The organism is Alteromonas sp. ABV4_515, from assembly GCF_056160345.1.
Genome location: NZ_JBSWWZ010000005.1, coordinates 253,014 through 278,415 on the forward strand (window position 1 = coordinate 253,014; position 25,402 = coordinate 278,415).

Here is a 25,402-nt window from a genome sequence, read left to right on the forward strand (position 1 = left end):
GCGCATTGCCATTATTTACTTATTTTCTTGATCAGTTGAAACGCCGTCTTTTTTGTCAGCATCCCCTTTGTCTGAACCGTACACCACCATGTAATAAAGAATAAGCATGACAGTGACGAATACCACCACAATAATCATACCGATATAAGTCGTACCCGTGGCTGCAAAAGAAGGCGCAGCGATTAACATCAGTAAGATGAATAAAATACTATTTTTCATTACCACATCCAGTCGATTTAGTTTCGAACGTTACATACGTACCGAGATTTGATTATGCCCTAGCCTTTCGCCGCCTGATACAAGGCATCCCATTCTTCAGGCTGAACCGGCATAATGGACAGTCGGTGCCCTTTTTTCACCACGCCGAGTTCGGTGATTTCGGGCATGGTTTTAATTTTTGCCAATGGCAGCACACGTTTAAATTTTTCCACAAAGGTGACGTTCACGCACACCCAACGCGGATTGTCGGGCGATGCCTTGGGGTCGAAATACTTACTTTCCGGATTAAACTGGCTGGGATCGGCGTAAGCAGCTTGGGTAATTTCAGCTACACCTGCAATACCCACGTCTTTGCAACTCGAATGATAGAAAAATATCTTGTCGCCCACTTTCACCTCGTCACGCATGAAATTACGCGCCTGATAATTGCGTACCCCGTCCCAAGGTTCTGTCTGCTCTGGCCGGGCAGCAAGATCATCAATGCCGAACGCGTCAGGCTCAGATTTAAATAGCCAATAAGCCATAATTTTTTCTCTTTCGTTTTTCTTGTCGCGATGTTACCACAGAAGCACCAACGGCGGCTAAACCCTACGTCAATTGCGCCTTTGCAAAGCTTTACGTAATCCTGACAGTAGCAGGAATGTGGGTTGCTACCTTTACGGTGTGTCAATAGAGGCACGACAACCGGAGCAAAGCTATGGAAATCTCATCCTTTAACAGTGCAATGCAAAGCACTTCAATTAACAACCTATCGGGTACCAATGGCATTAACCGTCAACCGCCACCACCGCCCCCTCAAGACGAACTGTCTGAATACATGGGGGAATCTGGAGAAAGCGAAGAAGTAAAAGCGTTTATGGAAAGCATTATGGAGATGGAAGCATCCGGCGAATTCGATGCAGCCACCCTCGCCGCGTCGGCGCCGGCTTCCATGCAAGCGTTTGCCGAAGAAAACGGTGTTGATTTGGCTGAATTTTTACAGCAGAAACATGAACAGTTTCAGTCGATGAAATCGAATACCTCACAGCCTCCGCTGCGTCCTGCTGAAGCCCCCGCCGATACCTACGCCAATACGGCAAAAATGGGCGCGGCAAGCAGCCAGTTGTCTGATCAGCTCACCGCGAGCATTGGTATTAATACTCAGGCGTAAGCGCTTCACCGTTGTATGTCGTGCTCGCCGATGTTGCCCACCACCGACAGTGTTTGCCGCTTTTACGGCAATAGCGTGCCCAACCGCGGCACGCTTTTTTAGTTTTAACTATCCGCGCCCCCGTTGGAACTGTTATAATTCCCCTTTTTACGTCGTCATCGGTTGATTGTCATGCAAGCTACCATCAAGGCTGATCGAGGCCTTTTCTCTTATCCGAAATATTGGGCGCAATGTTACGGCACTGCGCCTTTTTTACCCATGTCCAGGGAGGAGATGGATGAGCTTGGCTGGGACAGCTGCGATGTCATATTGGTGACGGGCGATGCCTATGTGGATCACCCAAGTTTTGGCATGGCCGTCATAGGCCGGGTTCTAGAAGCCCACGGTTTCCGTGTAGGCATTATTTCTCAGCCTGACTGGACCAACAAAAACGACTTCATGAAGCTGGGCAAACCGAACCTTTATTTCGGTGTGACGGCCGGCAACATGGACTCCATGATTAACCGTTATACGGCAGACAAAAAGTTACGTCACGACGATGCGTACACGCCCGGCAACGTGGGCGGCAAGCGCCCTGACCGCGCGGTAACCGTGTATTCTCAGCGCTGTCGTGAAGCTTTTAAAGGCGTGCCAGTTATTGTAGGTGGCATTGAAGCTAGCCTGCGCCGTATTGCTCACTACGACTACTGGTCGGAAAAGGTGCGCCGTTCGGTATTGTTCGACTCTAAAGCCGACATGCTGTTTTTCGGTAACGCCGAACGTCCACTGGTTGAAGTTACCCACCGATTGGCAGCAGGTGAAGACATTACCGACATCCGTGATGTTCGCGGCACCGCGGTTATTGTGAAAGAAGCCTTACCTGAATGGCAAGGTGTGGATTCCACGTCGCTAGATCGCCCAGGCAAAATCGATCCTATTCACTCGCCCTATCAGGAATTACCTGAGTGTGACAAAGAAGATAAAACGTCTTCTGAAGTACCAGAGGCGAAACCCATTGTTATTCAACCGGTAGAACGCAGAAAGCCCTGGGAACACGTGTATGTGAAACTGCCTGCCTATGAAGTGGTAAAGGACAACAAGGTACTTTACGCCCACACTTCACGCATTCTGCACCAGGAAGTAAACCCAGGTTGTGCCCGCGCGTTAATGCAGCGTCACGGCGACCGCCATATTTGGATAAACCCACCGGCCATGCCGCTGGAAACCGATGAAATGGACGCGGTTTTCGATTTGTCGTATCAGCGTGTGCCTCACCCGGTTTACGGTGACGCTAAAATTCCGGCTTACGACATGATTCGTTTCTCGATAAATATCATGCGTGGCTGTTATGGCGGCTGCACGTTCTGCTCGATTACAGAACATGAAGGCCGCATCATTCAGAGCCGTTCCGAAGATTCAATCATTCGTGAAATTGAAGAAATCCGCGATAAAGTCCCCGGATTTACGGGTGTGATTTCCGACCTTGGTGGCCCTACGGCAAACATGTATCGTTTGCGCTGTAAAAGCGCGAAAGCGGAAGCAACCTGTCGCCGTCCTTCCTGTGTGTACCCGTCAATTTGTGCGCACATGGATACCGATCACAAACCCACTATCGATTTATATCGCCGTGCACGGGAACTGCCTGGCGTGAAGAAAGTGCTGATAGCCTCAGGTGTACGTTACGATTTGGCCGTGGAAGATCCGGAATACGTAAAAGAACTGGCACTGCACCACGTTGGCGGCTACCTGAAAATTGCCCCTGAGCACACTGAAGATGGCCCGCTGAGTAAGATGATGAAGCCGGGCATGGGCAGCTACTATCGCTTTAAAGAGTTATTCGATAAGTACTCAGAAGAAGCCGGTAAGAAGCAGTATCTGATCCCCTATTTTATTGCGTCTCATCCTGGTACCACCGACGAAGACATGTTGAATCTGGCGATTTGGCTGAAAGAGAACCGCTTTAAGTTAGATCAGGTGCAAAACTTCTACCCGTCGCCGATGGCAACGGCCACTACCATGTACCATTCGGGTGTGAACTCGCTGCGTAAGGTGAACAAAGACAGCGAAGACGTGCCGTCGGCCAAAGGTGAAATTCACCGCCGTCTGCACAAAGCTATGTTGCGTTATCATGATCCAAAGAACTTTGCGCAGATCCGCGAAGCCTTGCGCAAAATGGGCCGCGAAGACTTGATTGGTCGTGGTCCACAGCATCTGGTTCCGCCTGAAACGGCAGATGAGAAACGCCAGAAAGCGAAGAAAGGCCGTGGCGGTGAACGGGCACTGACAAAGCACACGGGTTTGCCGCCGAAAGGTTTTCGCGACAGCAAAGGAAAAGGTAAAAAGCCTTCCTCAGGCAGTAACGGAACACGGGCAAACGGCAACGGCGAAGGTCGTCAGAACCGTAACGGCAATCGTAATGGAAACAACAATGGTAGCAGCAATGGTAAAAAGGTAACCGCCGGTGGCGGAAAGCCGGGAAGACCAGGAAAATCGCGTTCCCGCCAGCAATAACACTGGGGTATAAACGTGGATAAACGGCCGTGATGATTTACTTCATCACGGCCGTTTTTTTATGCCCTTTTTTCTGCTGGTTCAGACTTACTACTGAAAAACAATTCGTACAGAACAGGTACCGCCACCAGCGTGAGTAAGGTGGCAAAAGTCAATCCCGCCATAATCGTTACTGCCATACTGGCAAAGAATGCATCCCACAGCAGCGGGATCATACCGAGTACGGTAGTTAACACGGCAAGCATAACTGGTCGTACACGACTGAGACTTGCGCCTACGATCACTTCACGAATAGGGCCGTCCTTTTTTCTGCGCAAATCGGCTTCATCCACCAGCACGATGGCATTTTTTATCAGCATACCAGACAGACTCAGCAAACCGAGCAGTGCAGTAAAGCTAAAGGGTAATCCGGTAAGAATAAGGCCCGCGCTTACGCCACAAATGGCCATGGGCACAATGAACCAGATAAGCAGCGCCTGACGAACCGCGTTAAACAGCAGCACGGTGATCAAAATCATACACAGAAAGCTTACCGGCAATTGTTGCCCAAGTGCGGCTTGTGCATCACGAGAACTTTCGTACTCACCGCCCCACTCCAGTTCATATCCCGCGGGCATATCCAGCTCAGCAAGCGCCTGCGCCAATTGTTTACGACCTTCTTCCGCAGTAAAGCCATCGGCTGGTTCCGCCAACACTGATAAGGTTCGCACTCTGTTTCGACGTTTAATAACGCCGTTGTGGGCTTCTACATCAAACGACTTAATCACCTGTGTGATGGGAATAAAATCTTGCTGCACCTCGCTCCAAATCAAACGGTCTTTCAGCCATTGCATACTTTGACGCTCTGACACGGGCGGACGAATAACCACGGGGATTTGTTGCTCATCTTCACGATACACGCCAACGGTTTTACCCACGGTGGCGAACTCAGTCGCATCAGCGATATCAGTACGAGACAAACCGACAATTTTGGCTTTTTGTTCATCCACAACCGGGTACACTGTAAATTCGCGCTGACGCCAGTCCTGACGAATATCAGTTACCGATGGGGTCGAACGCATGATGTCTTCTGCTTTAGCTGCTAATTCGCGTAAGATTTCATCGTCGCTGCCTTTAAAGCGTGCTTCAATTTTCGCGCCCGTTGCAGGTCCGAAGAACAACCGTTGAGTGAAAACTTCAGCCTGCGGATGTTGTTGGCGAATGTCTTCGTTTAACCGCTGCATTACAGCCGGAATTTCGTCTCTATTATGAGTACGTACAATGAGCTGACCAAACGCAGGATTGGGTAATTCCGGCGAATAAGTCAACATGAAGCGACTTGCCCCCATACCAATAAAGCTCGATACGTTCACAACCTCGTCTTGGGCCAGTACTTGCTTTTCAATAGCGGCGATATCGGCTTCTGTCGCCCGAATATCACTGCCCTGAGGTAAAGTATAATTGATATAAAAGATAGGCGTATTCGATGGTGGGAAGAACGACTGCTTCACTAACCCGAAGCCAACAACACTAAGCCCTGTCAGCATAACCAGCAACAAAACGGTGAGTTTGGGGAACCGCAGTGCCGAGCCTAACAGGCCACGATAAAAACGGTAGCCGGTTGAGTTATACATCTCACCATTGTCACCGTTTGTTGCTTGCTTAAAGAAATAGTGGCCTAACAGCGGCGTGACGGTAACGGCCAGAATCCAACTTAGCAACAACGAAATACAGATAACGGCAAATAACGAGAACATGAAATCGCCGGTTGTATCTTGCGACAACCCAATACCTGCAAAGGCAAGGATACCGATGACCGTGGCCGCCAGCAGAGGGTACTGCGTTTGCTGTGCGGCATCTTCTGCCGCTTCCGTAGACGCCTGGCCTTTTTGCATATTCAGCAGCATGGATTCGGCGATCACGATGGCGTTGTCTACCAGCATGCCCATGGCAATTATTAATGCGCCTAAGGATATTCGCTCCATTTGAATTTCAAAAATCCACATGAGGAGCACAGTGCCAAGTACCGTCAACAACAAGGTACTGCCCACCACTACGCCTACACGCCATCCCATCACTAAAAGCAATACCGCGACAACAATGGCAACAGACGCTGCAAGGTTCACCAAAAAGTCGCTGATTGCGGTATCGACCACAATATGCTGCTCGTAAATGGGCAGAATATCCACGCCCAACGGCAGCGTTTCACGAAGTTCAGTCAGGTGGTCTTCTACTGCATGACCAATATCCACAATGTTTTGATCGCTTCGTCCGGCAATGGCCAGCGTGAACGCCTCTTGGCCATTATGACGCACAACCTGAGAAGGCGTTTCAGACTCTACCCGGTACACCCGGGCAATATCGCCAACATGCAGCTGTTCTGTGGTGCCAGGCACACCAAATTTCAGTTTACGGATCGTTTCTTCAGAATCGTCACCGGCGGGAATGACCAAACGCACCCGACGCTCTCCCAGACGCATGCTCCCCGCATTGGCAATGGCGCTTTCGGTTTGGAAAACCTGCGCAATGCTCGACATAGAAATGCCCAGACTCGCCAGTTTTTCCTGCGACACTTCAACATAAATGGTTTCTTCTGGCACACCCGCAAGCTGAGCCTGCGTGACACCAGGCACAGTCAGAATTTCTCTGCGCAATCGCGTTGCCAATTGCTGCTTCTCGCGGTTGCTGTAGCCTTCAGCCACCACCGCATAGAACATGCCGTACACATCACCAAAGTCGTCGTTCACCACCGGCGAGTTAGCGCCCGAAGGCAACCGCATGGCAGCAGCACTGACTTTACGGCGCAATTCGTCCCAGGCTTGCGGCAAGTTGTCAGAGTTAAAATCGTCGCGGATTTCTACCGTTATCTGCGATTGGCCGGGCAACGAGCGCGACGTAATATCGCCCAGTGTCGCCAACTGCTGAATCGTCGATTCCAGTGGTTCTGTCACCTCCTGTTCAACTTCCTCTGCCGTGGCCCCAGGGTAATTTGTGGTAACAATAGCGGTTTTCACCGCAAATGCCGGATCTTCCAGTTTGCCAATATTAATCACGCCAAGTACACCGCCAACCAGGCAGATGACCATTAGCAACCAGACGGTTACGGGGTTGTTTATTGAGTAAGTGGCAATTCTCATAGCGCGTTGTTCCGGTTAGTAAACTCACGCACCGACATACCGTCTTTCAAACTGCCAACACCTGCTGCTACCAGTTTGGTTTGCGGCTGAAGGCCACTGACGATTTGCACCTGATCATCACGCATGATGCCCACTTCAACAGGTTGGTAATGAACCGTGTCATTTTCTATTAGCCAAACCGCAAAGGGTGCATTTCCCGAAGAATCGACTGCCGACAATGGTACCCAGAAGCCTGCGGGCCCAACCGGATTGGCAACCACAATGCGTGCGGTGAGTGCCATACCCGGCAGTAAATCCATGGAATCCAGTCGAGGGAGTTTAAATGTCACCTGATAGGTTTGGGTGGCGGCATTGATTTCCGTTTTGTGTTCCAGATAACTTAAAGTAACTGGCTTGTCGTTTTCATTGGTGATCAGTTCGCCGTTCTCATCTTCGAGAAAAGCCTGGTATACCGGGTTTTCTTCAACGGCATAACGCATCAATTGTTCCGGTACATTCACATGAACCCGCAAATAATTAATATTCTGTACCCGCAACACCGACTGGTTAGGCTGCACATAGGAAAACTTCTCAACCAGACGATTGGTGATCAACGCATCGAAAGGGGCATGTAATTCGGTGTACTCAATGTTCAATCGGGCATTTTCCACCGCCAACTCGGCATTTTCATAGGCGGTTTCCAGCCCATCAAAATCGCTCTGACTAATATATTTGTCTTGCTGCAGTTGCTTGCCACGCTCAAAATCAGACTTTGCCTTGCGGAAGCTGGCTTCAGCCTGTTTAAGCGATAATTCGTAATCCTGCGGTTCCAGTGCGGCCAGCAAATCTCCTTTCGGGATCACAACGCCCTGACGCTCAGCTAAACGGTTGATGCGGCCAGCAACCTGAAAAGATAAATCAACCGTGCTTAATGCATCGACCCGGGCAACAAAATGGCGTACAACGGTTTGATCGTTGGCACTTACTGTAAATGTTTGTACCAGAGGTGGCTGCTTTTGCTGCTCGCCTTGTTTGTCATCGCTGCAAGCGCTTAGTGCAACAAGTGCTGTAAGCATTACTGTCATTAAACGATTAATGCTGATCCGGTTTTTCATTGTTTTGCTTCCTCTAAGGCAACCGCTTTTGCTATCAGTTTTTGACGAATGGCAATTCGCTCTGTTTCATCAAACGGACTGATTTCCATTAATTCTTGAAAGCTTAGACCATCTGCTGCTAGCCAAAGTAAGGTGCTCTCATCAATGGCATCCTGGCTTTCAATTTCTTGTTTCTTACACTTCATCAGTTCCTGCATGGGTTTTAGCAGGTCTGGATTTTCTACCGCGGCAACCAGCAGAATTTTTGCCTGATACATGGCAATCTTTTCGTGATGGCGCTGCCTGCTACGCAATAATGTGGTGATGGCTAACCCGTCATCATGCTGTTGCTGTGTTTCTTCTGTGTCTGTCATCAACAGTGAAATCATGGCTTCGACCATGCCCGCCAAAAGCGCATCTTTATTTTTAAAATGATGCATCAGGCCACCTTTGCTCATACCACACTGCTTAGCCACGTTATCTAACGTCAGTTGTTTCGGGCCTCGCTCTAAAGCAATTTGTGTTGCAGCATCGAGAATTCGCTTTCTTGATGAATCTGATTTTGATTGCGACATGCGCACTCCACTAAAATTACAAACCAACCGGTCGGTTTTTATAGTAAATTGCTGCCGCTGTCAAATAGAGATCTGCATTTAACGCTACAGATCAGTAAATGTGAGATTACAAACAGGTGTGATTCACAAACCAGGGCGGATTCGTGTATTCTTGCTGTTTACTGTTTTATCTGAATTTCTTCGCGGCTATGATTGCAACCACGCAACGGCAATTAGTTAATATAGACATTCTGCTCTCAGACATCGAAATGCTTGAGCATGATGCCTATGCCTCACCTGAGCACATTCGGCTTTTAAGTAGTCTTGAGAAAGCACTGGCTGTGTTAAATGAAAAAGCGGAATACGAAACCGTTGCCTCTTTTCACAACGCGGTAAAAAGCGCCGGGCTAGAACACACGTTTAAAGACAAAATTCTGATCGGTATTTATCAGCGTTTAATTAGCTATGTGCTGGAATACTGGGATGCGCAAACCAAAATTCACGGCATTCTGGATGATTATTTTGATACCCATTCAGAGAAGCGCCTGCATCTACTGCAAACCAAATCTACCCGGGCAAAAACACAGTTCAAAACGGTGGCGATGGCGATGGGACAAAAAGACTACGAGCACTTTATTGCGTTACTGGGTTTACATCATGAAGACTGGGTATGGCGGAGTTAAGCGCGGGAAAAGCGTGATACTCACCACTTCATTGGTAACCAACGAAAAAACCCGGAGCACCGTGAAAAACCTAATGCCACCGGGTTGCCAAAAACTAATCCGTTAATTACAGCGTGTATCTCGCGCCTAAGAAGAACTGTCGGCCTGTGTGATTGTATTCACGCATGAGATTCAGCGAACCGTCACCAGTTGTGAATAAACGCTCATATTCATCGGTCAGGTTAATAACCTCAAAGGTTAACGTCAGTTCATCATTCACGTTATAGAATGAAGAGAAATCTACCTGGGTTGGGCCCGTGGTACCATGCTCCGCATTACCGTTGCTGCCGGTGAAGTCGGTCAGATAATCATCGCGCTTGTTAACTGATACACGTGCGCCATAAACGTCTGTTTCATAGTAAAGCGTAAAGTTATAAGACGTTTCACTCATCCCTTCTACGTTATCCGCATTCACATGGGTGTAGTTTGAAACAACCCCCATATTTTTCAGTAGGCCAGGCAGGAAATTAAATGGCTGCTGGTAAATTAACTCGAAACCACTGATGCTGCGATCTTCCGCGTTAATTGGGCTACTGTGCTCGTACGGAATAGTACGAGGGTCTAGCGCGATGACCGGGTCGAACTGCGGGTCGTTATCGATAAATCCATAATAGGCGCTATCAACCAGACGCTCTTCTGATGAGCGAACAATCCAGTTCTCGATATCTTTATAGAACACGGTTGCTGCGAACAGCGCTTCGTCATCAAAGTACCATTCCACACCAAAGTCTACGTTGCTCGACGTGAACGGGTCGAGGAATGGATTACCTACGCTTACTGAACCGTTGGTGTAATCGAATGAAGGATTACCTGGGTTCAGCGAGTTCAGGCCCGGTCTGGTCATTGACTGGGTAAGTCCAAGACGAACAATCAGTTCATCATTCACTTCCAGCGCCAGGTTAACGGCTGGCAGGAAGTTATTGTACTCGTTTTCAATTTCTACCGTTTCGCCCTGAATAAAGCCTTCGGAAGTCGTGGTTGTTTTCACATAGCGAACACCGTAATTGGTGCGCAGGTACATATCAGCGATGTCGTAGCCAGCGTTCATTTCAACATAAGCGGCGGTGGTCTGTTCGCCCACCTGCCAGCTTTGCGCAGTACGTGGCGACCAGTTAACAGTAAGCAGTTGGTCGCTGATTGCGCCAAAGTCGGCTACCAGGAACGGCTCAAGCGGGCCATCGAAACCACTGCCGTAGTCATCAACGGGCATCATGTGAGCAAAGCCAACGGCTGAGTCTTGATCAGGGAAACCATTAATTTGTTCTTCGCTGTAAGACACAACTCGGTCGTTATAGGCCAAGCCGGCTTTAACGGTTACGTCGTCAGCAAGGAAAGTTGCATCAAGTTTAACGGTGTCGTTTTCACGCAGTACATCTGTAGCACGCAAGCGTCCGTCGCTTAAATTGTAGTTCGCCGGGTCGTTGATATCGTAACCATAGGTGACGGTTGGCGCATTCGCATTGTTGCTGAAGTCGAAACCAAAACTGGTGTCTTCAAGCAGAGTCATGTTGTAACGATACTGTTCTGAGCGAGCATCCGACTCAGCCGTACCTGCCATCATATCCAGTTGAATGTTATCGCTCACAAACCATTTACCAGACAATACAAACTGGCTGAACTCGGTGGATGATTCTTGCAGACGGCTTTCTATACGAGAGCGGATACCGTCGTAGCTTCCGGCCACCACTTGTTGTCCATTTGGATGCACAGTAATCGCGGTTGGGGTAATTTCACTGAAGGTACTACGGAACATGTGGAAGAAGTTATACATTGTCCGCGTGTTTTCCAGTTTGGAAACCAAGCCATCGAGGGTTAGCGTTAGATCATCGTTTGGTGCCCACTGCAGTGAGCCTGTGAAACCTGTACGCTCTTGATCGTTACCGAAATAATCCGGGCGCGGAAGACGTGGTGTCCATAAGCAGTTTACGGGATCAACCGCCTCATCATTATATTGACAATCGCCCACATCCGGTGAGCCTGTCACTACGGTATTAGACGTGTCTGCAAAAATACCGCCGCCATCGCGAACCGGTGTGGTCCAGCGCACAGTACCGTAACCTTCTTGTCTCACTGTTCGCTCAGAAAATGCAGCTGAAAACAGCACGCCCACTTTATCGTCTGCAAAGCGATTGCTCACCATAAATGCAGCACGCGGGTCAACTTCATCAGCAATATTGTTATAGCCACCTTGCAGCGACGACACAAACTTGAAGCCATCGTAATCAAACGGTTTCGCAGAATACATGTCTACTGTACCTGCAATACCGCCCTCTTCCATGGAAGCGGTGGGAGACTTCTGAATGTCTACTCGGTTGAACAATTCAGATGCGAAGATATTAAAGTCGAAACCACGACCGCCATTAACACCACCGCCGGAATCGGTGCCGTCTGTACTTGCAGGTACTTCCATGCCATTTAGTGTGGTGCGGGTAAATGATGGGCTCAGGCCACGTAAGGTGATTTGGCGACCTTCCCCTCCTTCACGGGAAATAGCAACACCGGGAACACGTTGCAGAGACTCGGCAATGTTCAGATCAGGAAATTTACCAATATCCTGAGCAACGATAGATTCTTTACTGTTTACCGACGTACGCTTTTCCATCAGAGATTTGTTCAGTGAGCCTCTGAAGCCGGAAACCTCTATCACTTCCATATCATCTGCACCAGTGGTCTGGTTTTCTGACACCTCTTGGGCGTGAAGTTGAGCGCCGGAAAGCGCGAGTGTTACAAGTGCTGCGAGTTGCTTTTTCTTAGGGTACATTGTTGTTTCTCCGTTTTTATCCGGAAAAGCCTGTTTGTAGAAGGTCGGAGATATGTCAATTTGATATCTTCTTCTCACCTTGTGCTTTTCCAAGGTTCTGACGTCGCTTCTCTGGCTACTGATTAACGATAAAGGGCGTACGTTGACCAGCTGCTATGTTAAAAAGCGATTCAGTAGGCTGTGCTTCGCCTGTTTGTTATTACTTTGACCTGCGACCTATTTATCGCCGGCACTTTTCAGAACATGCTTCGTTGTTACAGCTTGCTGATGAAGTAACAAATCACACCTTCTTCAACGCCAACCACTACAAACATTTGGTTAACATTGAGTTTACACATTACTCAAAATGTCTATCGGTGGCAAACAATTTTTTCTTTATTTTAACAATTAAATTAAGGAAAAAATCAGGCTAACTCGGGGTACAAAGATCCCTACCTAGGCAGCAAACGGCAGGTATTCCGTGGATTTATTATTTTATTACTGGCGGCGAGTTTCATCGCTTGGAGGTGATAAAGGCACGTTCAAAACGAAAAATTGCCACCGGTAGCAATAACAACTAAATTTATTTAGTTAGTACCACATGTCAGCGTAGTGATTTCGCCATTATGACCGTCCAACGGATGCTGACTCACGGGTTAGCTGACGCATCTTAGGCGTTAGGCTGAAGCCCAATCCCGGACGGTCAGGCACCCACATACGTCCATCGCGAATTTCTGGTTGCTCTTCAAATAAGGGAGATAGCCATTCAAAATGCTCTACCCATGGCTCTGTTGGGTACGCCGCCGCTAAATGTAAATGAATTTCCATGGCGAAGTGCGGTGCGAGGGCCAGTCCAGCATGATTTGCCAGAGTCGCGAAGCGTAAGAAAGGCGTGATACCACCAATGCGAGGGGCATCTGGCTGCACAATTCCTTGATAGCCGGCATTGACCAGCGCCATATGTTCGCTAACGGACGTTAGCATTTCGCCGGTGGCGATAGGTGTGTCAAATGTGGTCGACAACTGCGCATGGCCCACGGCATCCCAGGCATCTAGCGGTTCTTCAATCCATACCAAATCGAACTGTTCCAGCTCGCGGCACATTCTTTTTGCCCGGGCTCTGTCCCACTGTTGATTGGCATCAACCATTAATGGCACGTCTCCGAGGTGTTCACGAATGGCTGCAACCCGCTTTAAATCGAGTCGCCAGTCTGGTTGCCCAACTTTAATTTTAATGGCGCCAATACCGGCTTCTAACGATGCTGTGGATTTGTCTTTAATTTCATCCACCGAGGCTTGTAAGAAACCCCCTGAAGTATTGTAAACGCGGCAAGAATCGCGGTGTGCGCCAAGTAGCTTTGCCAGCGGCAACCCTGCCCTGCGGGCTTTCAGATCCCACAGTGCAACATCCAGTGCTGCAATGGCTTGCGTTGCAACACCTGACCGCCCAACGGACGCACCGGCCCATAACAACGTATCGTAAATTTTGGCGATATCAGAAGGGTCTTGACCGATAGCGACTTCAGCAATTTCCTTAAGATGACGAAACTGGGCAGGTCCACCCGCACGCTTCGAATAGCTGAATCCCATGCCGCGGAAACCATCTTCAGTCAGCACTTCCACAAACAACATCACCATTTCGCTCAGTGGCTTTTGTTTGCCGGTAAGTACCTTGGCATCGCTCACCGGGTTATCAATAGGTAACACTACATGTGACAAATTTATATGTCGTATTACATCTGGCATGATTGCATTCCTTTAAGTCTTGGTTTTAACGGGTACTCGCAAGGCGCAGCCTCTGTTGAATACAGGCTTACTGCGTTGCTGCACCGGTTACTTCTGTTTCAATTTAATTAGTTCGATACCCGCCAAAATGTACGGGCCAATACCGTGGGCGTCATCGGTCACTTTTGCTTCATTTACGTAATACTCAAAACTGCCTGAACGATAAGGGTTCCCGCCCAGTCCTGCGCTGCCGCAAATATTGGTAAGATGCACTTGGCCGGTGTCGCTATCTGTAACGATGAGTTCTTCAGTCAGGCCATCGAACGCCTTTTGTGCAACAGGTGTCCAATCTTTGGTGAGATACCCAAGCCGTACCCCCTTCGCGATAGCATAGGCAAACATGGCAGTACCAGAGGCTTCTTCATAGTTGCCTTCCCGACCCACCTGATCGGTCACTTGTAACCAAATACCCGATGCTTGTTGCCAAGGTTTAAGGGCGTTCATCAGTTGCTTGAATATACCGAGTAGTTGTTGTCTTTTACCGTGATCAGCAGGCATCACTTCCAGCGTGTCTACCAGCGCCATGGCATACCATCCCATGGCACGTGACCAGAAATGCTGTGACAACCCAGTTTCCTCATCGGCCCACTGTTGCAGGCGACTTTCGTCCCAGCCATGAAACAACAAGCCGGTTTTCTCATCTCTGGTTTTGCTTTCAATTAAGGTGAACTGCAACGCGATATCATCAAACACAGCACTGTCTTCGCCGAAAGTGTGGGCGTATTGAGCAAGGTACGCACTGCCCATGTACAGTCCGTCTAGCCACATTTGCCAGGGATAAATGCGCTTGTGCCAAAATCCACCTTCACGGGTTCGCGGCTGCCAATCGAGTTGCCGACGCAATTGCTGCATGGCTTTTAGATAGCGGGGATCTTGCGTTTGCTCGTAGAACATAAACAGCAATTTACCGGCATTGATATCATCGATATTAAATTCGTAAATCACGTAGTCTTTAATATTGCCATTCTCGTCAATGAGCGAGTCTACCCAGGTTTTGGCATAATTGAGGTAGGCCTCATTACCGGTTTCCTGATACAAACGCTGGAAGCCGAGTAATACTAAACCATAGGTATAAGACCAATCTGGCTCTGTTAGCCCTTTGTGTGGGCGCATCGCCCAGGCCTCAGGACTACGCGCCATGGTGGTATTGGCGACTTTTTCTACCCACGACAATTCGTCCGCATTGCTGTGTATTGCTACGCATGCTGTTAGAAGGGATGTGCAGGTAAACGTGGTAATGATTTTTCTAAATAATTTCATTTTTGCGTCCAACAATTTTATCTGGTTACCGTAACTTCACTTGTGCCAGTCGAGAGCGCCGTTAATGCGCTGGCCATTCACACTGACATTATCGAAAACCAGGTTTTTCACATTTTCCAATGTCATCTGATGTTCTACCGTGGTCACCGTTACGTTTCGAAACACTAAGTCTTCAACGGGAATTTCATCTGGCCCGTGAACTTCCAGAAACGTCCCTGCTTTTTCCACCGTCACATTGTTAAACACGATATCGCGGTATCTGGAAGGGTGTTTGCCGTCTAACTCGCCGGGATAATTCAGTTGAAACCAAAACAGGCTTTCGAACGCTTCAACCTGAAGATCGCTCACCCGAATGTGTTCCACTACACCGCCCCTATCCATATTGGCTTTAAAGCGAACCGCAGACACACCTGAACGAAGGATATTATTGGTAAACCAGACATAACGAATGTCACCCGACATCTCACTACCTAGTGCAATACCGTCTTCACCGCCCATATCATTATTGCGCACCACAATGTACTCAGAGGGAACACCCACGTCTCTGCCATCCCGGTCTCTTCCCGACTTAACCACTATAGAATCATCGCCAGTCCGAAAGACATTATCTTCAATTAATACCCAGGAACTTGAATCTACATCCACGCCATCATTGTTCGCGTGATGACTGTTCACCTTAAGATCTCGCACGGTGGCATGGGTGGTGTACACCAAATGATTAACCCAGAATGGGGAGTTGCGGGTTTCATACCCTTCAAGCAACACGCGCTCTGCGCCGAATATCTGAATAAGACTGGGGCGCAAGAGGTGCCCTTCACCAAACTGACGTTGCGAAAGCGGCACACCGTCAATGCCCATTTTTCTTAATGCCAGCTGGTCTGGCTTTTCTTGCGGGTGCCAGGAGAAAAATTCACTGCTCTCGTTGCCGTCGATAATGCCTGTACCGGTAATCGCAATATCATGCACATTGTGAGCATAGATAAATGGCGAGTAGCCGAACATTTCTGTTCCTTCCCAGCGCGTTTTTACCACTGGCAGGTAATGTTCGGGTTTGGCGCTAAAGAGCAAATGGGCGCCTTCACTAATATGCAGATTAATATTACTTTTTAAGTGTATAGGTCCATTCACCAACCACTTTCCTTGCGGCACAATAACCCGGCCGCCACCGGCATCAGTAGCGTCGTTGATTGCTTTGATGACTGCATCACGAATGTCGATAGGCGCTTTGGCCATATCGTGGTTAATGTAATCACTTACATTAAAATCGTTAGCGGGAATTTGTGGTGCTTTTATTTCTCTAACAATACTCTCTACCGAAGGCATAACAGCACTATCAGCCATTGCCTGAAAACCACAGCCTAGTACTGCCAAACTAAAAAAGAGCCGTGTTACCTTTTTCATTCCCATGAAGAATCCTTTTTGATTACCAAGTTGACCTTGCATGACAAACGCTTGCTAACCGCCTGTAAGTGGCATGGGCGAATTCACTGCTTAGCCTTCTCTTGCGATACAATTGCTTTATACTTGTGCCTGAATATCGGCAAAAAAATACAATGTACAAGCGCCAGGTTGTATGTCATCGTACAACTATGTTAACAAAAGTTTAAAGTTTAGCAACAAATTATTCGCTTATGATTTCGTCTTCAAAAAAACGCACCACCAGTCTGACTCAGGAATTAGTCGACCAACTAACCGCCCTCATAGCCCAGGGTTCGCTGAAGCCAGGTGATAAATTGCCTACGGAATCTTCTTTAATGAAGCAGTACGGTGTGAGTCGTACTGTGGTTAGAGAAGCTATCTCCCGTTTACAAGCTGCAGGTTTAGCTGAAACCCGCCACGGTGTAGGCACCTTCATTTTAGCGAGTTCCAGCGGTGCCCCACTCATTCTGGATGCAGCAGAATTAAACACATTAGAAGACGTTATTGAGATACTCGAACTGCGCATAAGCCTTGAGGTAGAAAGCGCGGCATTAGCGGCGGAAAGGCGTTCTGAAGCGCAACTCGCTGAGCTCAAAGCAACGCTGGACGCCCTGACAGCACTGGATCCGAGGGAAGATGAAGGTTCCAAACTCGACTTCAGATTCCATTCTCAAATCGCGAAAGCGTCAGGCAATCGTTACTTTATTGATATTTTGAATCAGTTCGGCAATGTGATCATTCCCCGCAACCGGATTAAAGGCACAGCGATTTCTGAAACTAATCAACAGGCCTATCTCAACCGGGTGAATATGGAACATGAAGACATTTATCTCGCCATCGCCAGACAAGATCCGTCGTCGGCTCGCGCAGCAATGAGAATGCACTTAACCAACAGTAAAGAGCGCCACCGCACCCTGTACATGGCTGCACAAGCCAGTGACAAACGCCCGCATTAATCATTCGCCAGCTTAGTAAAACAAGCTGGCCACACTCGCAAAACATCAAACACTTTACATACAATTAACTTTTGATCTTGACTCTCCTTATTTTTGAGTTGTACGATGTCCTACAACATAAATCAAAATAATTGGAGTTTCCCATGTCCCCTGACGCACTCAAAAAAACCATAGGATCAGGCTTACTGTCATTTCCAGTGACGGATTTTAACAATGATGGCAGTTTCAATGCAGACAGTTATGCCAGCCGACTTGAATGGCTCGCGCCGTTTGGTGCCAGCGCACTGTTTGCAGCCGGTGGAACCGGTGAATTTTTCTCTCTCGACTTCAATGATTACAGTCAGGTAGTAAAAACGGCGGTAGACACCTGTCGAGGCGAAGTCCCCATTATTGCTGGCGCTGGCGGTTCCCTGCCCTGCGCCATTGGTCAGGCACAGGAAGCACAGCGTGTTGGCGCTCAGGGCATTTTATTGCTTCCGCACTATCTCACTGAAGCGAGCCAGCAAGGTCTTATCAACTATGTCAGTAGCGTTTGTGATGCTATCGACATCGGCGTTATTGTTTACAACCGTAATGTGTGTCAGCTCACCGCCACCAGTTTGGAAATACTGGCTGAGCGCTGCCCTAACCTTATCGGATTTAAAGACGGCCTTGGTCAAATAGAGCCCATGGTTACCATTCGTCGACGCCTTGGTGATCGCCTGTCGTATTTGGGTGGCCTGCCAACGGCTGAAGTCTATGCGGCCGCCTATAAAGCCATTGGCGTACCGGTTTATTCCTCTGCAGTATTTAATTTTATTCCCTCAACTGCCATGAAGTTCTATAACGCATTGGCCAGTGGTGATACCGCAACAACCGAACATTTAATCGATACCTTCTTCCTTCCACTGCTCGAAATCAGAAATCAGTGCCCGGGATACGCCGTGAGTATTGTTAAAGCCGGTGCGAAAATCATCGGTCGCGACGCTGGCCCGGTAAGAGCCCCGCTTACCGACTTGAATAGCGATGAAATGGACAAGCTCGCTGCACTCATCGATAAACTGGAAGCATAAATTCTCACTGATAACAGATTATAACGGAGCGTCAAATGGACGATTACAAAAAGCACTTTATAAACGGCAGCTGGGTTGAAAGTACTTCCACTAGCGAAAATATAAACCCATCCGATCTTAGCGACATTATCGGCAACTATGCTAGCGGCGATGAGCATACTATTAATCAGGCTGTTGAAGCGGCAAAACAGGCCTTTCCTTCATGGTCACAAAGTAATATTCAGGCACGTTCAAATGCGCTGGATTTCATCGGCAATGAAATTCTCGCCCGGGCCTCAGAGCTCGGCGAACTATTAGCCAGAGAAGAAGGGAAAACCCTTGGCGAAGCCACCGGAGAAGTGAACCGGGCTGGTCAGATATTTAAATTTTTCGCTGGCGAGTGTTTGCGTCTGAGTGGTGAAATATTGCCTTCAGTACGTCCTGCCATAGATATCAACGTCACCCGGGAACCGCTTGGCGTGGTGGGCCTCATCACGCCGTGGAATTTCCCCATCGCCATTCCGGCATGGAAAGTTGCGCCCGCACTAGCCTACAGCAACTGTGTGGTACTTAAACCGGCTGAGCTGGTTTCAGGAAGTGCCTGGGCGCTGGCAGAAATAATTTCCCGTTCAGGCATACCTGATGGTGTGTTTAATATGGTAATGGGTAAAGGCAGCGTATTGGGTAACGCACTGGTAGAGCACGCCGATGTGGCCGCAATCAGTTTCACCGGCAGTGTAAAAACCGGCCGCCATATTGCGTCGCGATGCGTCGCTCGTCAGGCGAAAGTGCAACTTGAGATGGGCGGCAAGAACCCGCAAATTATTCTCGACGATGCCGATTTAGATAAAGCCGCTGAGCTCTCAGTACAAAGCGCCTATTACTCCACTGGTCAACGTTGTACGGCCTCAAGCCGCCTTATCGTTACCGATAAAATTTATCCTCAGTTCATTGAAAAAATGCAACAGCGATTAAATAAGATTCGTGTCGGTCATGCGTTAGACAGCACAACGGATATCGGACCTGTGGTCTCGCAGAGTCAGTTAGATCAGAACCAGTCTTATCTAAAAATAGCCCAGGATGAGGGAGCGACGCTGGCACTTGGCGGTGAGTTATTAAAACGAGAGTCCGATGGCTACTTTATGGCGCCGGCGTTATTCACCGACACAACATCAGAGATGCGGATAAATCGCGAAGAAGTGTTTGGGCCAGTAGCCAGTGTATTGCGGGCATCAGACTATGAACACGCCTTGGCATTAGCCAACGACACAGAGTTTGGCTTATCTGCCGGTATTGCTACCCAGTCATTAAAATATGCCCGTCATTTTCAGCGTAACGCACGCGCAGGTATGGTGATGGTAAACCTGCCTACGGCAGGGGTGGATTATCATGTGCCGTTTGGCGGCTGCAAGTCTTCATCTTACGGTTCCCGTGAACAAGGTAAATATGCGCAGGAATTCTATACCACAGTGAAAACCAGTTATCTGGGATTGTAAGTCACTGCATTAAACCAGGGTACAGCAAGCCGATTTGCAGTACCCGTGTTGTCCGGTAAGATGCTGTCGCCCGGTATTTTACGTTCACTGAATAGAAAAGAGAGAATAATGAATTCAGCAAAGCCTACACGGGTTCGATATCAGATCCTGTTAATGATTTTTCTGGTCACCACGATCAACTATGCCGACAGAGCTACACTGTCTATAGCCGGCTCTAGTATTCAGGATGATCTGGGAATTAACGCCGTAAGCCTGGGCTATATTTTCTCCGCATTTGGTTGGGCCTATGTGATAGGTCAGATCCCAGGTGGCTGGCTACTCGATAAATTTGGCTCAAAGAAAGTGTATGCGGCCAGTATTTTCACCTGGTCCTTATTTACCCTACTGCAATCTTTCGTGGGTTATTTCAGCTTTATCAATGTTGTTGTTTTGCTGTTCATTTTACGCGCCATGGTGGGTATTGCCGAAGCGCCCTCTTTTCCGGGCAATGCCAGAATTGTTTCAGCCTGGTTTCCTACTGCCGAGCGAGGCACGGCATCAGCGGTGTTTAACTCTGCGCAATATTTCGCCACCGTGCTGTTTGCCCCGTTGATGGGTTGGATAACCTACACCGCCGGTTGGCAATATGTATTTTTTGTGATGGGTGCGTGCGGCATTGTTTTTTCAGCAATTTGGCTGAAAGTCATATACAGCCCCCGAAACCACCCCAGTATTAACGACGCCGAACTCGATTACATTGGCAACAACGGGGGCCTAATTAATATGGATTCCCCAAATGTTGAAAAAACCAAACCGACTTTTTCTCACGTACGATATTTGCTCAGTAGCAGAATGTTGCTTGGCGTTTATTTCGGCCAATACTGCATTAATGCCATTACTTATTTTTTCCTCACTTGGTTTCCGGTTTATCTGGTGCAAGAACACAATATGACCATCCTTAAAGCGGGCATTGTGGCTTCTTTACCGGCTATTTGCGGATTCATCGGCGGTATTCTGGGTGGCGTGATTTCCGATACATTCTTACGTAAGGGCTATTCTTTAAGCGTCGCCAGAAAAACCCCTATCGTAGTGGGTTTGTTACTTTCCACCAGCATTCTCGTTTGTAACTACATCGATACTCAATGGATGGTCATCGCCTTCATGGCGTTAGCATTCTTTGGAAAAGGATTAGGCGCCCTCGGCTGGGCGGTCGTGTCTGATACATCACCGAAACAAATCGCCGGTTTGTCTGGTGGACTGTTTAACACTTTCGGTAATGTTGCATCTATCACCACGCCCATCATTATTGGCTACATTGTCACCGCGACCGGTTCATTTGAGTGGGCGCTGGTATACGTAGCAGCAAATGCGGCGCTGGCGGTGTTCTCGTATTTGTTCATTGTTGGCAAAATAGAGCGTGTCGAGTTGCCGGCAACGGCGACGAACAGGTGATATTCACACATCTATTCATATAGAAAAACGGCACCCGATGGGTGCCGTTTGCTTTGTCGTTTTACACTAAATGGTTATGCCGTCTTTTCAGACTCTGGCACTTCGTGCTGTAACAGATATTCAAAGGCAGACAGCGATGCTTTCGCGCCCTCCCCCATTGAAATCACAATCTGTTTGTAAGGTACTGTCGTTACGTCACCGGCAGCGAAAATACCTTTTTCAGACGTCACGCACTTGTTATCAACGATGATTTCACCATGCTTGGTCATATCGACCACGCCTTGTATGAACTGGCTGTTTGGCACTAAACCGATTTGTACAAACACACCAGCAAGTGGCAACGTTGTAACTTCTTCGGTTTCACGGTTCTTGTACTCAATACCCGTTACTTTACCGTTTTCAGCAACAATTTGATTGGTTGCCACGTTACGCAGAATCGTCACGTTGTCGCGTTTTTCTGCCTGTTTAACCAGTACTTCATCGGCTTTCAGCGTCGGCATAAATTCAAATACCGTCACTGATTTCACAATACCCGCCAGGTCAAGTGCAGCCTCGATTCCCGAGTTACCACCACCGATTACCGCTACATCCTTGCCTTTAAAGAAAGGACCATCGCAGTGCGGGCAATATGCCACACCATTACCTACGTTCTCTTTTTCGCCTGGTACGCCGAGTTCTCTCCAACGTGCACCGGTGGCAACGATGATGGTACGAGTGCGAATTTCTTCACCCGACGACAGGGCAACTACCTTGATATCGCCGCGCTCGATGTTTTCAACTTTCACGTGCTCTTTAAGCGTGATTTCGTAATCCTTCATGTGGGACATGAGGTTACCAACCAATTCCGGACCCGTGGTTTTCGGTACCGAAATCAGGTTTTCAATACCCATCGTATCTTTAACCTGACCACCAAAGCGGTCAGCAACGATAGTTACTTTTAAGCCTTTACGTGCGCTGTAAATCGCGGCACTTACGCCAGCCGGACCGCCACCAATAACGGTAACGTCTTGCAATGGCATACTCTTACCCTTGTTCGCCTCTTTCAGACTAGGGTCACGCTCTAATAGCTTGTCGATTAATGTAGACGCATCTACTTTACCGTTAGCGAACAACTCGCCATTCAGGTACACACTAGGTACACCTTGAATATCACGTTCTTCTATCAACTTCGGATATACACCACCGTCAATCATTTCTGAAGTGATGTTAGGATTCAGCAACGCAAACTGGTTGAGCGCCTGAACCACGTCCGGACAGTTGTGACAGCTTAAGCTAATGAACACTTCAAAGTGCAGGGGTTCATTTACACCCTTCACAATATTTTGTACATTTTCATCGACTTTTAATGCAGTGCCAGATGAGTGAAGCAGTGCCAGGATAAGTGAGTTAAACTCATGACCACCTGGAACGCCTGAGAAGCGAATGCCTGTGTCTTCACCGTCAGCCTCTATAAGAAAACTGGTAGCACTACGAAGAACGCCGTCGGTATCTCGTTCTTCCAGTTTGATTTTGTCACTTACACTTGCAACGCCAGACAGAAATTCAACCAGTTCATTGCGCTTGGCATGTTCGCCAGTTTGTACAACGAATGTTACATCTTTCTGCATCGATGCGGTGTAGCCTTTCAATGCTTGTAAAATTTCTTTAGTTAACACGGTATATCTGCCTTTTGTTTCAGTGTTAAGAAGGTGCAGGCAGTGGCCTGCACCCAATCAGGAACGCTAGGTAAGCTTAGATTTTGCCTACCAGGTCCAGTGAAGGTGCTAATGTCTCTTCACCTTCTTTCCATTTTGCCGGGCATACTTCACCTGGGTGAGAGGCTACGTATTGCGCCGCTTTAACTTTACGTACTACGTCATCTGCTTCACGACCGATACCTTCTGCAGTGATTTCCATCGCCTGAACGATACCGTCCGGGTCGATTACAAACGTACCACGGTCAGCCAGACCCATGTTTTCACGCATACAATCAAAGTTACGCGTGATTTCACCAGTAGGGTCGCCAATCATCGCAAACTTGATTTTGCCGATAGTGTCTGAAGACGCGTGCCATGCAGCGTGTGTAAAGTGAGTATCAGTAGATACTGAGAATACTTCTACGCCACGTGATTGCAGTTCTTCGTACTTGTCAGCCATGTCGCCAAGCTCAGTAGGACATACAAAAGTGAAGTCAGCTGGGTAAAAGATAAATACCGCCCACTTTCCTTTGATGTCTTCGCTGCTTACTTCTACAAATTCACCATCTTTAAATGCGTTTGCTTTGAAAGGTTTGATAGCAGTGTTAATAATTGCCATTGTTAATCTCCATTAATGTAGTTTATTTTGTGTCTTTTCGCGCCGGTTACACCAGCTGACAAAGTGACACGGTATTTACGTAATAATTTAGAACTTGGTTTGCCCTGTGTTGAGTAACAAACCCTGTTCTGTTGACTTGAGACAAGATTAAACTCACTGAGTTTAAAAAGATAATTAGTAATGTTGAACGGTCCAATCAGTTTTTGCGATTACCAAGCCAATGTTTGAGCGAAAAAACTCAATGGCCGATTCTGACAAACTCAAATAATAAGTTCAAGTGACGTTATGATGACAGAAAATAGCTTTGCCGGACTGAGTCCGCGACACCAATTTGTCGATACACACATTCTGCGAATCGATGGGCGCTCTCCCGATCCTTTGCTTATCAAGCACGCTAAAATGGCACAGTCGCCTTTTACGTTCTATCGTGGAAGTGCCCAGCTTTTTTACGCCGACTGGAAGGCTGGAAATGTACAATTTGACGCTGCCCTGCTCTCCTTGCCGTTAACGTGCGTGGTAGGCGACTGTCACATGAGTAACTTTGGCTTTATGACCGAAGAAGGCTCTCACGGCGATACCATTATTTTTTCTCCCAATGATTTTGACGATGCCTGCGTAGGTCATGCCGGATGGGATATTGTTCGCTTTCTTGTGTCGCTTGAGCTTGCCAGAGAACATTGTGAAGGCGTGCGCAGCGGTAAATATGAATCGCCTAAGCAGGTTACGATTAAAGCCGTTATCGATAGTGAACACGTTGAGCTCGCCATGGACGCCTTTCTCGATGGCTACCTCACAGTATGCGAACGGGTCGCTGACGACCCTACAGCACTTTATGATGCCGTAGAAGACATCATGCCCGGCACCCGTTTGCACAAATTTTACAATAAAGCTTGCGCCAGAGCTGCAGGCGGTGAGGAATTTTTAACCAAAAGTGCGCTGGCCAAGGCCGTGCAAATGCGAGATGACGGTTTGGCATTTCGCAAAAATAGTGACAAATTCACCCCATTAGCTCCGCATTATTATACTGCGGTTAAACAAGCCTTTGCCCCGTATATGGATGACGATGTCATTGATATTGTTCAGCGCAATCATGCTGGTACCGGTTCAAACAACCTCGATCGCTTTTATTTTCTCGTCGGCCCGGCCAAGCCCCATAATGAAGCCACCTTCGCCCGTTGCCATATTGTCGAAGTAAAGCAGCAGCGAGAAGCGGCTCCTCTGTTTTATTATCCAGATTTATCACCGGTCAACCGATTAAACCCCGCCCATTTAACCGCTCGCTGTCAACGTAAAATGAAGCGACGACCAGACCTCTTACTCGACGAAGCCGAATGGTCGGATAAACACTGGCTTATTCGTTCAAGACACCACGCACGAGTGGGGATAAGCCCAGAAGATATCTGTATGGGTAACCGTAGTATTGACGGAGGATTTGTGGATTTTGCGCAAGTTTGCGGAGAAGCGCTGGCATTTGCACATTGTCGCGGAGACCGCCGCTCTGTGGAGTTTGAATTAGCGGCCTTGACGGTACTAGAAGCAAACCGGGATGCGCTGCGCAGGATCAGTATGGAGTATGCAGAACAAGTTAAGTCAGACCATGCTGATTGGGTAGCTTACTTTCGAGGACAACGCTCAGCAACATGCTGAGCGATTGTTGAAAGCCGG

General features: G+C 48.2%; 19 protein-coding genes. 8 read left to right on the top strand and 11 right to left on the bottom strand.

Features of this window, described 5'->3' with window-relative positions; all coding sequences use genetic code 11:
- Positions 1-15: 15 nt before the first annotated feature.
- On the bottom strand, positions 16-219 hold the full coding sequence (locus ACXAGX_RS13345) for a hypothetical protein (RefSeq protein ID WP_474819693.1): 204 nt from the start codon (positions 217-219) through the stop codon (positions 16-18).
- A gap of 59 nt (positions 220-278) precedes the next feature.
- On the bottom strand, positions 279-743 hold the full coding sequence (locus ACXAGX_RS13350) for an EVE domain-containing protein (protein ID WP_474838907.1): 465 nt from the start codon (positions 741-743) through the stop codon (positions 279-281).
- 173 nt (positions 744-916) lie between these two features.
- Between ACXAGX_RS13350 and ACXAGX_RS13355 the strand changes: the two genes are divergently transcribed.
- Together ACXAGX_RS13355 and ACXAGX_RS13360 are read left to right on the top strand one after the other, a co-directional pair.
- Complete coding sequence (locus ACXAGX_RS13355; RefSeq protein WP_474838909.1) at positions 917-1,369, top strand: hypothetical protein; 453 nt, start codon at positions 917-919, stop codon at positions 1,367-1,369.
- A gap of 171 nt (positions 1,370-1,540) precedes the next feature.
- Positions 1,541-3,859, top strand: a complete 2,319-nt coding sequence (locus ACXAGX_RS13360) for a YgiQ family radical SAM protein (RefSeq protein ID WP_474838911.1) — start codon at positions 1,541-1,543, stop codon at positions 3,857-3,859.
- Positions 3,860-3,918: 59 nt separating this feature from the next.
- On the opposite strand, the gene ACXAGX_RS13365 is transcribed toward ACXAGX_RS13360, so the two are convergent.
- From ACXAGX_RS13365 to ACXAGX_RS13375, 3 genes are read right to left on the bottom strand one after another with little or no spacing between them, the layout of a single operon-like run.
- A complete protein-coding gene (locus ACXAGX_RS13365; RefSeq protein ID WP_474838913.1) occupies positions 3,919-6,975 on the bottom strand; it encodes an efflux RND transporter permease subunit in 3,057 nt (1,018 codons plus the stop codon).
- Complete coding sequence (locus ACXAGX_RS13370; protein ID WP_474819677.1) at positions 6,972-8,069, bottom strand: efflux RND transporter periplasmic adaptor subunit; 1,098 nt, start codon at positions 8,067-8,069, stop codon at positions 6,972-6,974. Before ACXAGX_RS13370 ends, ACXAGX_RS13365 begins: the two co-directional genes overlap by 4 nt.
- The gene (locus tag ACXAGX_RS13375) at positions 8,066-8,623 is read right to left on the bottom strand and encodes a TetR/AcrR family transcriptional regulator (protein ID WP_474819674.1); all 558 of its coding nucleotides are present in this window, start codon (positions 8,621-8,623) and stop codon (positions 8,066-8,068) included. Before ACXAGX_RS13375 ends, ACXAGX_RS13370 begins: the two co-directional genes overlap by 4 nt.
- A 143-nt stretch (positions 8,624-8,766) precedes the next feature.
- On the opposite strand from ACXAGX_RS13375, the gene ACXAGX_RS13380 reads away from it, so the two are divergent.
- A complete protein-coding gene (locus ACXAGX_RS13380; RefSeq protein ID WP_474819670.1) occupies positions 8,767-9,285 on the top strand; it encodes a hypothetical protein in 519 nt (172 codons plus the stop codon).
- Positions 9,286-9,391: 106 nt separating this feature from the next.
- Here ACXAGX_RS13380 and ACXAGX_RS13385 read toward each other — a convergent pair whose 3' ends face one another.
- The 4 genes from ACXAGX_RS13385 to ACXAGX_RS13400 all read right to left on the bottom strand — a co-directional run bounded on the left by ACXAGX_RS13385 (position 9,392) and on the right by ACXAGX_RS13400 (position 16,510).
- Positions 9,392-12,085 (bottom strand): TonB-dependent receptor, encoded by a 2,694-nt coding sequence (locus tag ACXAGX_RS13385; protein WP_070125228.1) that lies wholly within the window; start codon positions 12,083-12,085, stop codon positions 9,392-9,394.
- A 603-nt stretch (positions 12,086-12,688) separates the two neighbouring features.
- Entirely contained in the window at positions 12,689-13,810 is a 1,122-nt protein-coding gene (locus ACXAGX_RS13390; protein WP_474838916.1) for an L-talarate/galactarate dehydratase, read from the bottom strand.
- An 87-nt stretch (positions 13,811-13,897) separates the two neighbouring features.
- Positions 13,898-15,109 (bottom strand): glycoside hydrolase family 88/105 protein, encoded by a 1,212-nt coding sequence (locus tag ACXAGX_RS13395; protein ID WP_474838917.1) that lies wholly within the window; start codon positions 15,107-15,109, stop codon positions 13,898-13,900.
- A 36-nt stretch (positions 15,110-15,145) separates the two neighbouring features.
- A complete protein-coding gene (locus ACXAGX_RS13400) occupies positions 15,146-16,510 on the bottom strand; it encodes a glycoside hydrolase family 28 protein (protein WP_474838919.1) in 1,365 nt (454 codons plus the stop codon).
- A 230-nt stretch (positions 16,511-16,740) separates the two neighbouring features.
- On the opposite strand from ACXAGX_RS13400, the gene ACXAGX_RS13405 reads away from it, so the two are divergent.
- The 4 genes from ACXAGX_RS13405 (at position 16,741) to ACXAGX_RS13420 (ending at position 21,442) form a co-directional block, all read left to right on the top strand.
- Positions 16,741-17,484, top strand: coding sequence for a FadR/GntR family transcriptional regulator (locus ACXAGX_RS13405; protein WP_474838921.1), 744 nt, complete (start codon positions 16,741-16,743; stop codon positions 17,482-17,484).
- A gap of 143 nt (positions 17,485-17,627) precedes the next feature.
- The gene (kdgD, locus tag ACXAGX_RS13410) at positions 17,628-18,536 is read left to right on the top strand and encodes a 5-dehydro-4-deoxyglucarate dehydratase (RefSeq protein WP_474838923.1); all 909 of its coding nucleotides are present in this window, start codon (positions 17,628-17,630) and stop codon (positions 18,534-18,536) included.
- 35 nt (positions 18,537-18,571) lie between these two features.
- The gene (locus ACXAGX_RS13415) at positions 18,572-20,011 is read left to right on the top strand and encodes an aldehyde dehydrogenase family protein (protein WP_474838925.1); all 1,440 of its coding nucleotides are present in this window, start codon (positions 18,572-18,574) and stop codon (positions 20,009-20,011) included.
- A gap of 108 nt (positions 20,012-20,119) precedes the next feature.
- Positions 20,120-21,442, top strand: a complete 1,323-nt coding sequence (locus tag ACXAGX_RS13420; protein ID WP_474838926.1) for an MFS transporter — start codon at positions 20,120-20,122, stop codon at positions 21,440-21,442.
- Positions 21,443-21,516: 74 nt separating this feature from the next.
- Here ACXAGX_RS13420 and ahpF read toward each other — a convergent pair whose 3' ends face one another.
- Both ahpF and ahpC read right to left on the bottom strand, forming a co-directional pair.
- Positions 21,517-23,097 (bottom strand): alkyl hydroperoxide reductase subunit F, encoded by a 1,581-nt coding sequence (gene ahpF, locus ACXAGX_RS13425; protein ID WP_474838928.1) that lies wholly within the window; start codon positions 23,095-23,097, stop codon positions 21,517-21,519.
- Between the two features lie 76 nt (positions 23,098-23,173).
- Positions 23,174-23,731, bottom strand: a complete 558-nt coding sequence (gene ahpC / locus ACXAGX_RS13430; RefSeq protein ID WP_474820364.1) for an alkyl hydroperoxide reductase subunit C — start codon at positions 23,729-23,731, stop codon at positions 23,174-23,176.
- Between the two features lie 291 nt (positions 23,732-24,022).
- On the opposite strand from ahpC, the gene ACXAGX_RS13435 reads away from it, so the two are divergent.
- Positions 24,023-25,384 (top strand): DUF2252 family protein, encoded by a 1,362-nt coding sequence (locus ACXAGX_RS13435; RefSeq protein ID WP_474819634.1) that lies wholly within the window; start codon positions 24,023-24,025, stop codon positions 25,382-25,384.
- The last annotated feature ends 18 nt before the right edge of the window (positions 25,385-25,402 follow it).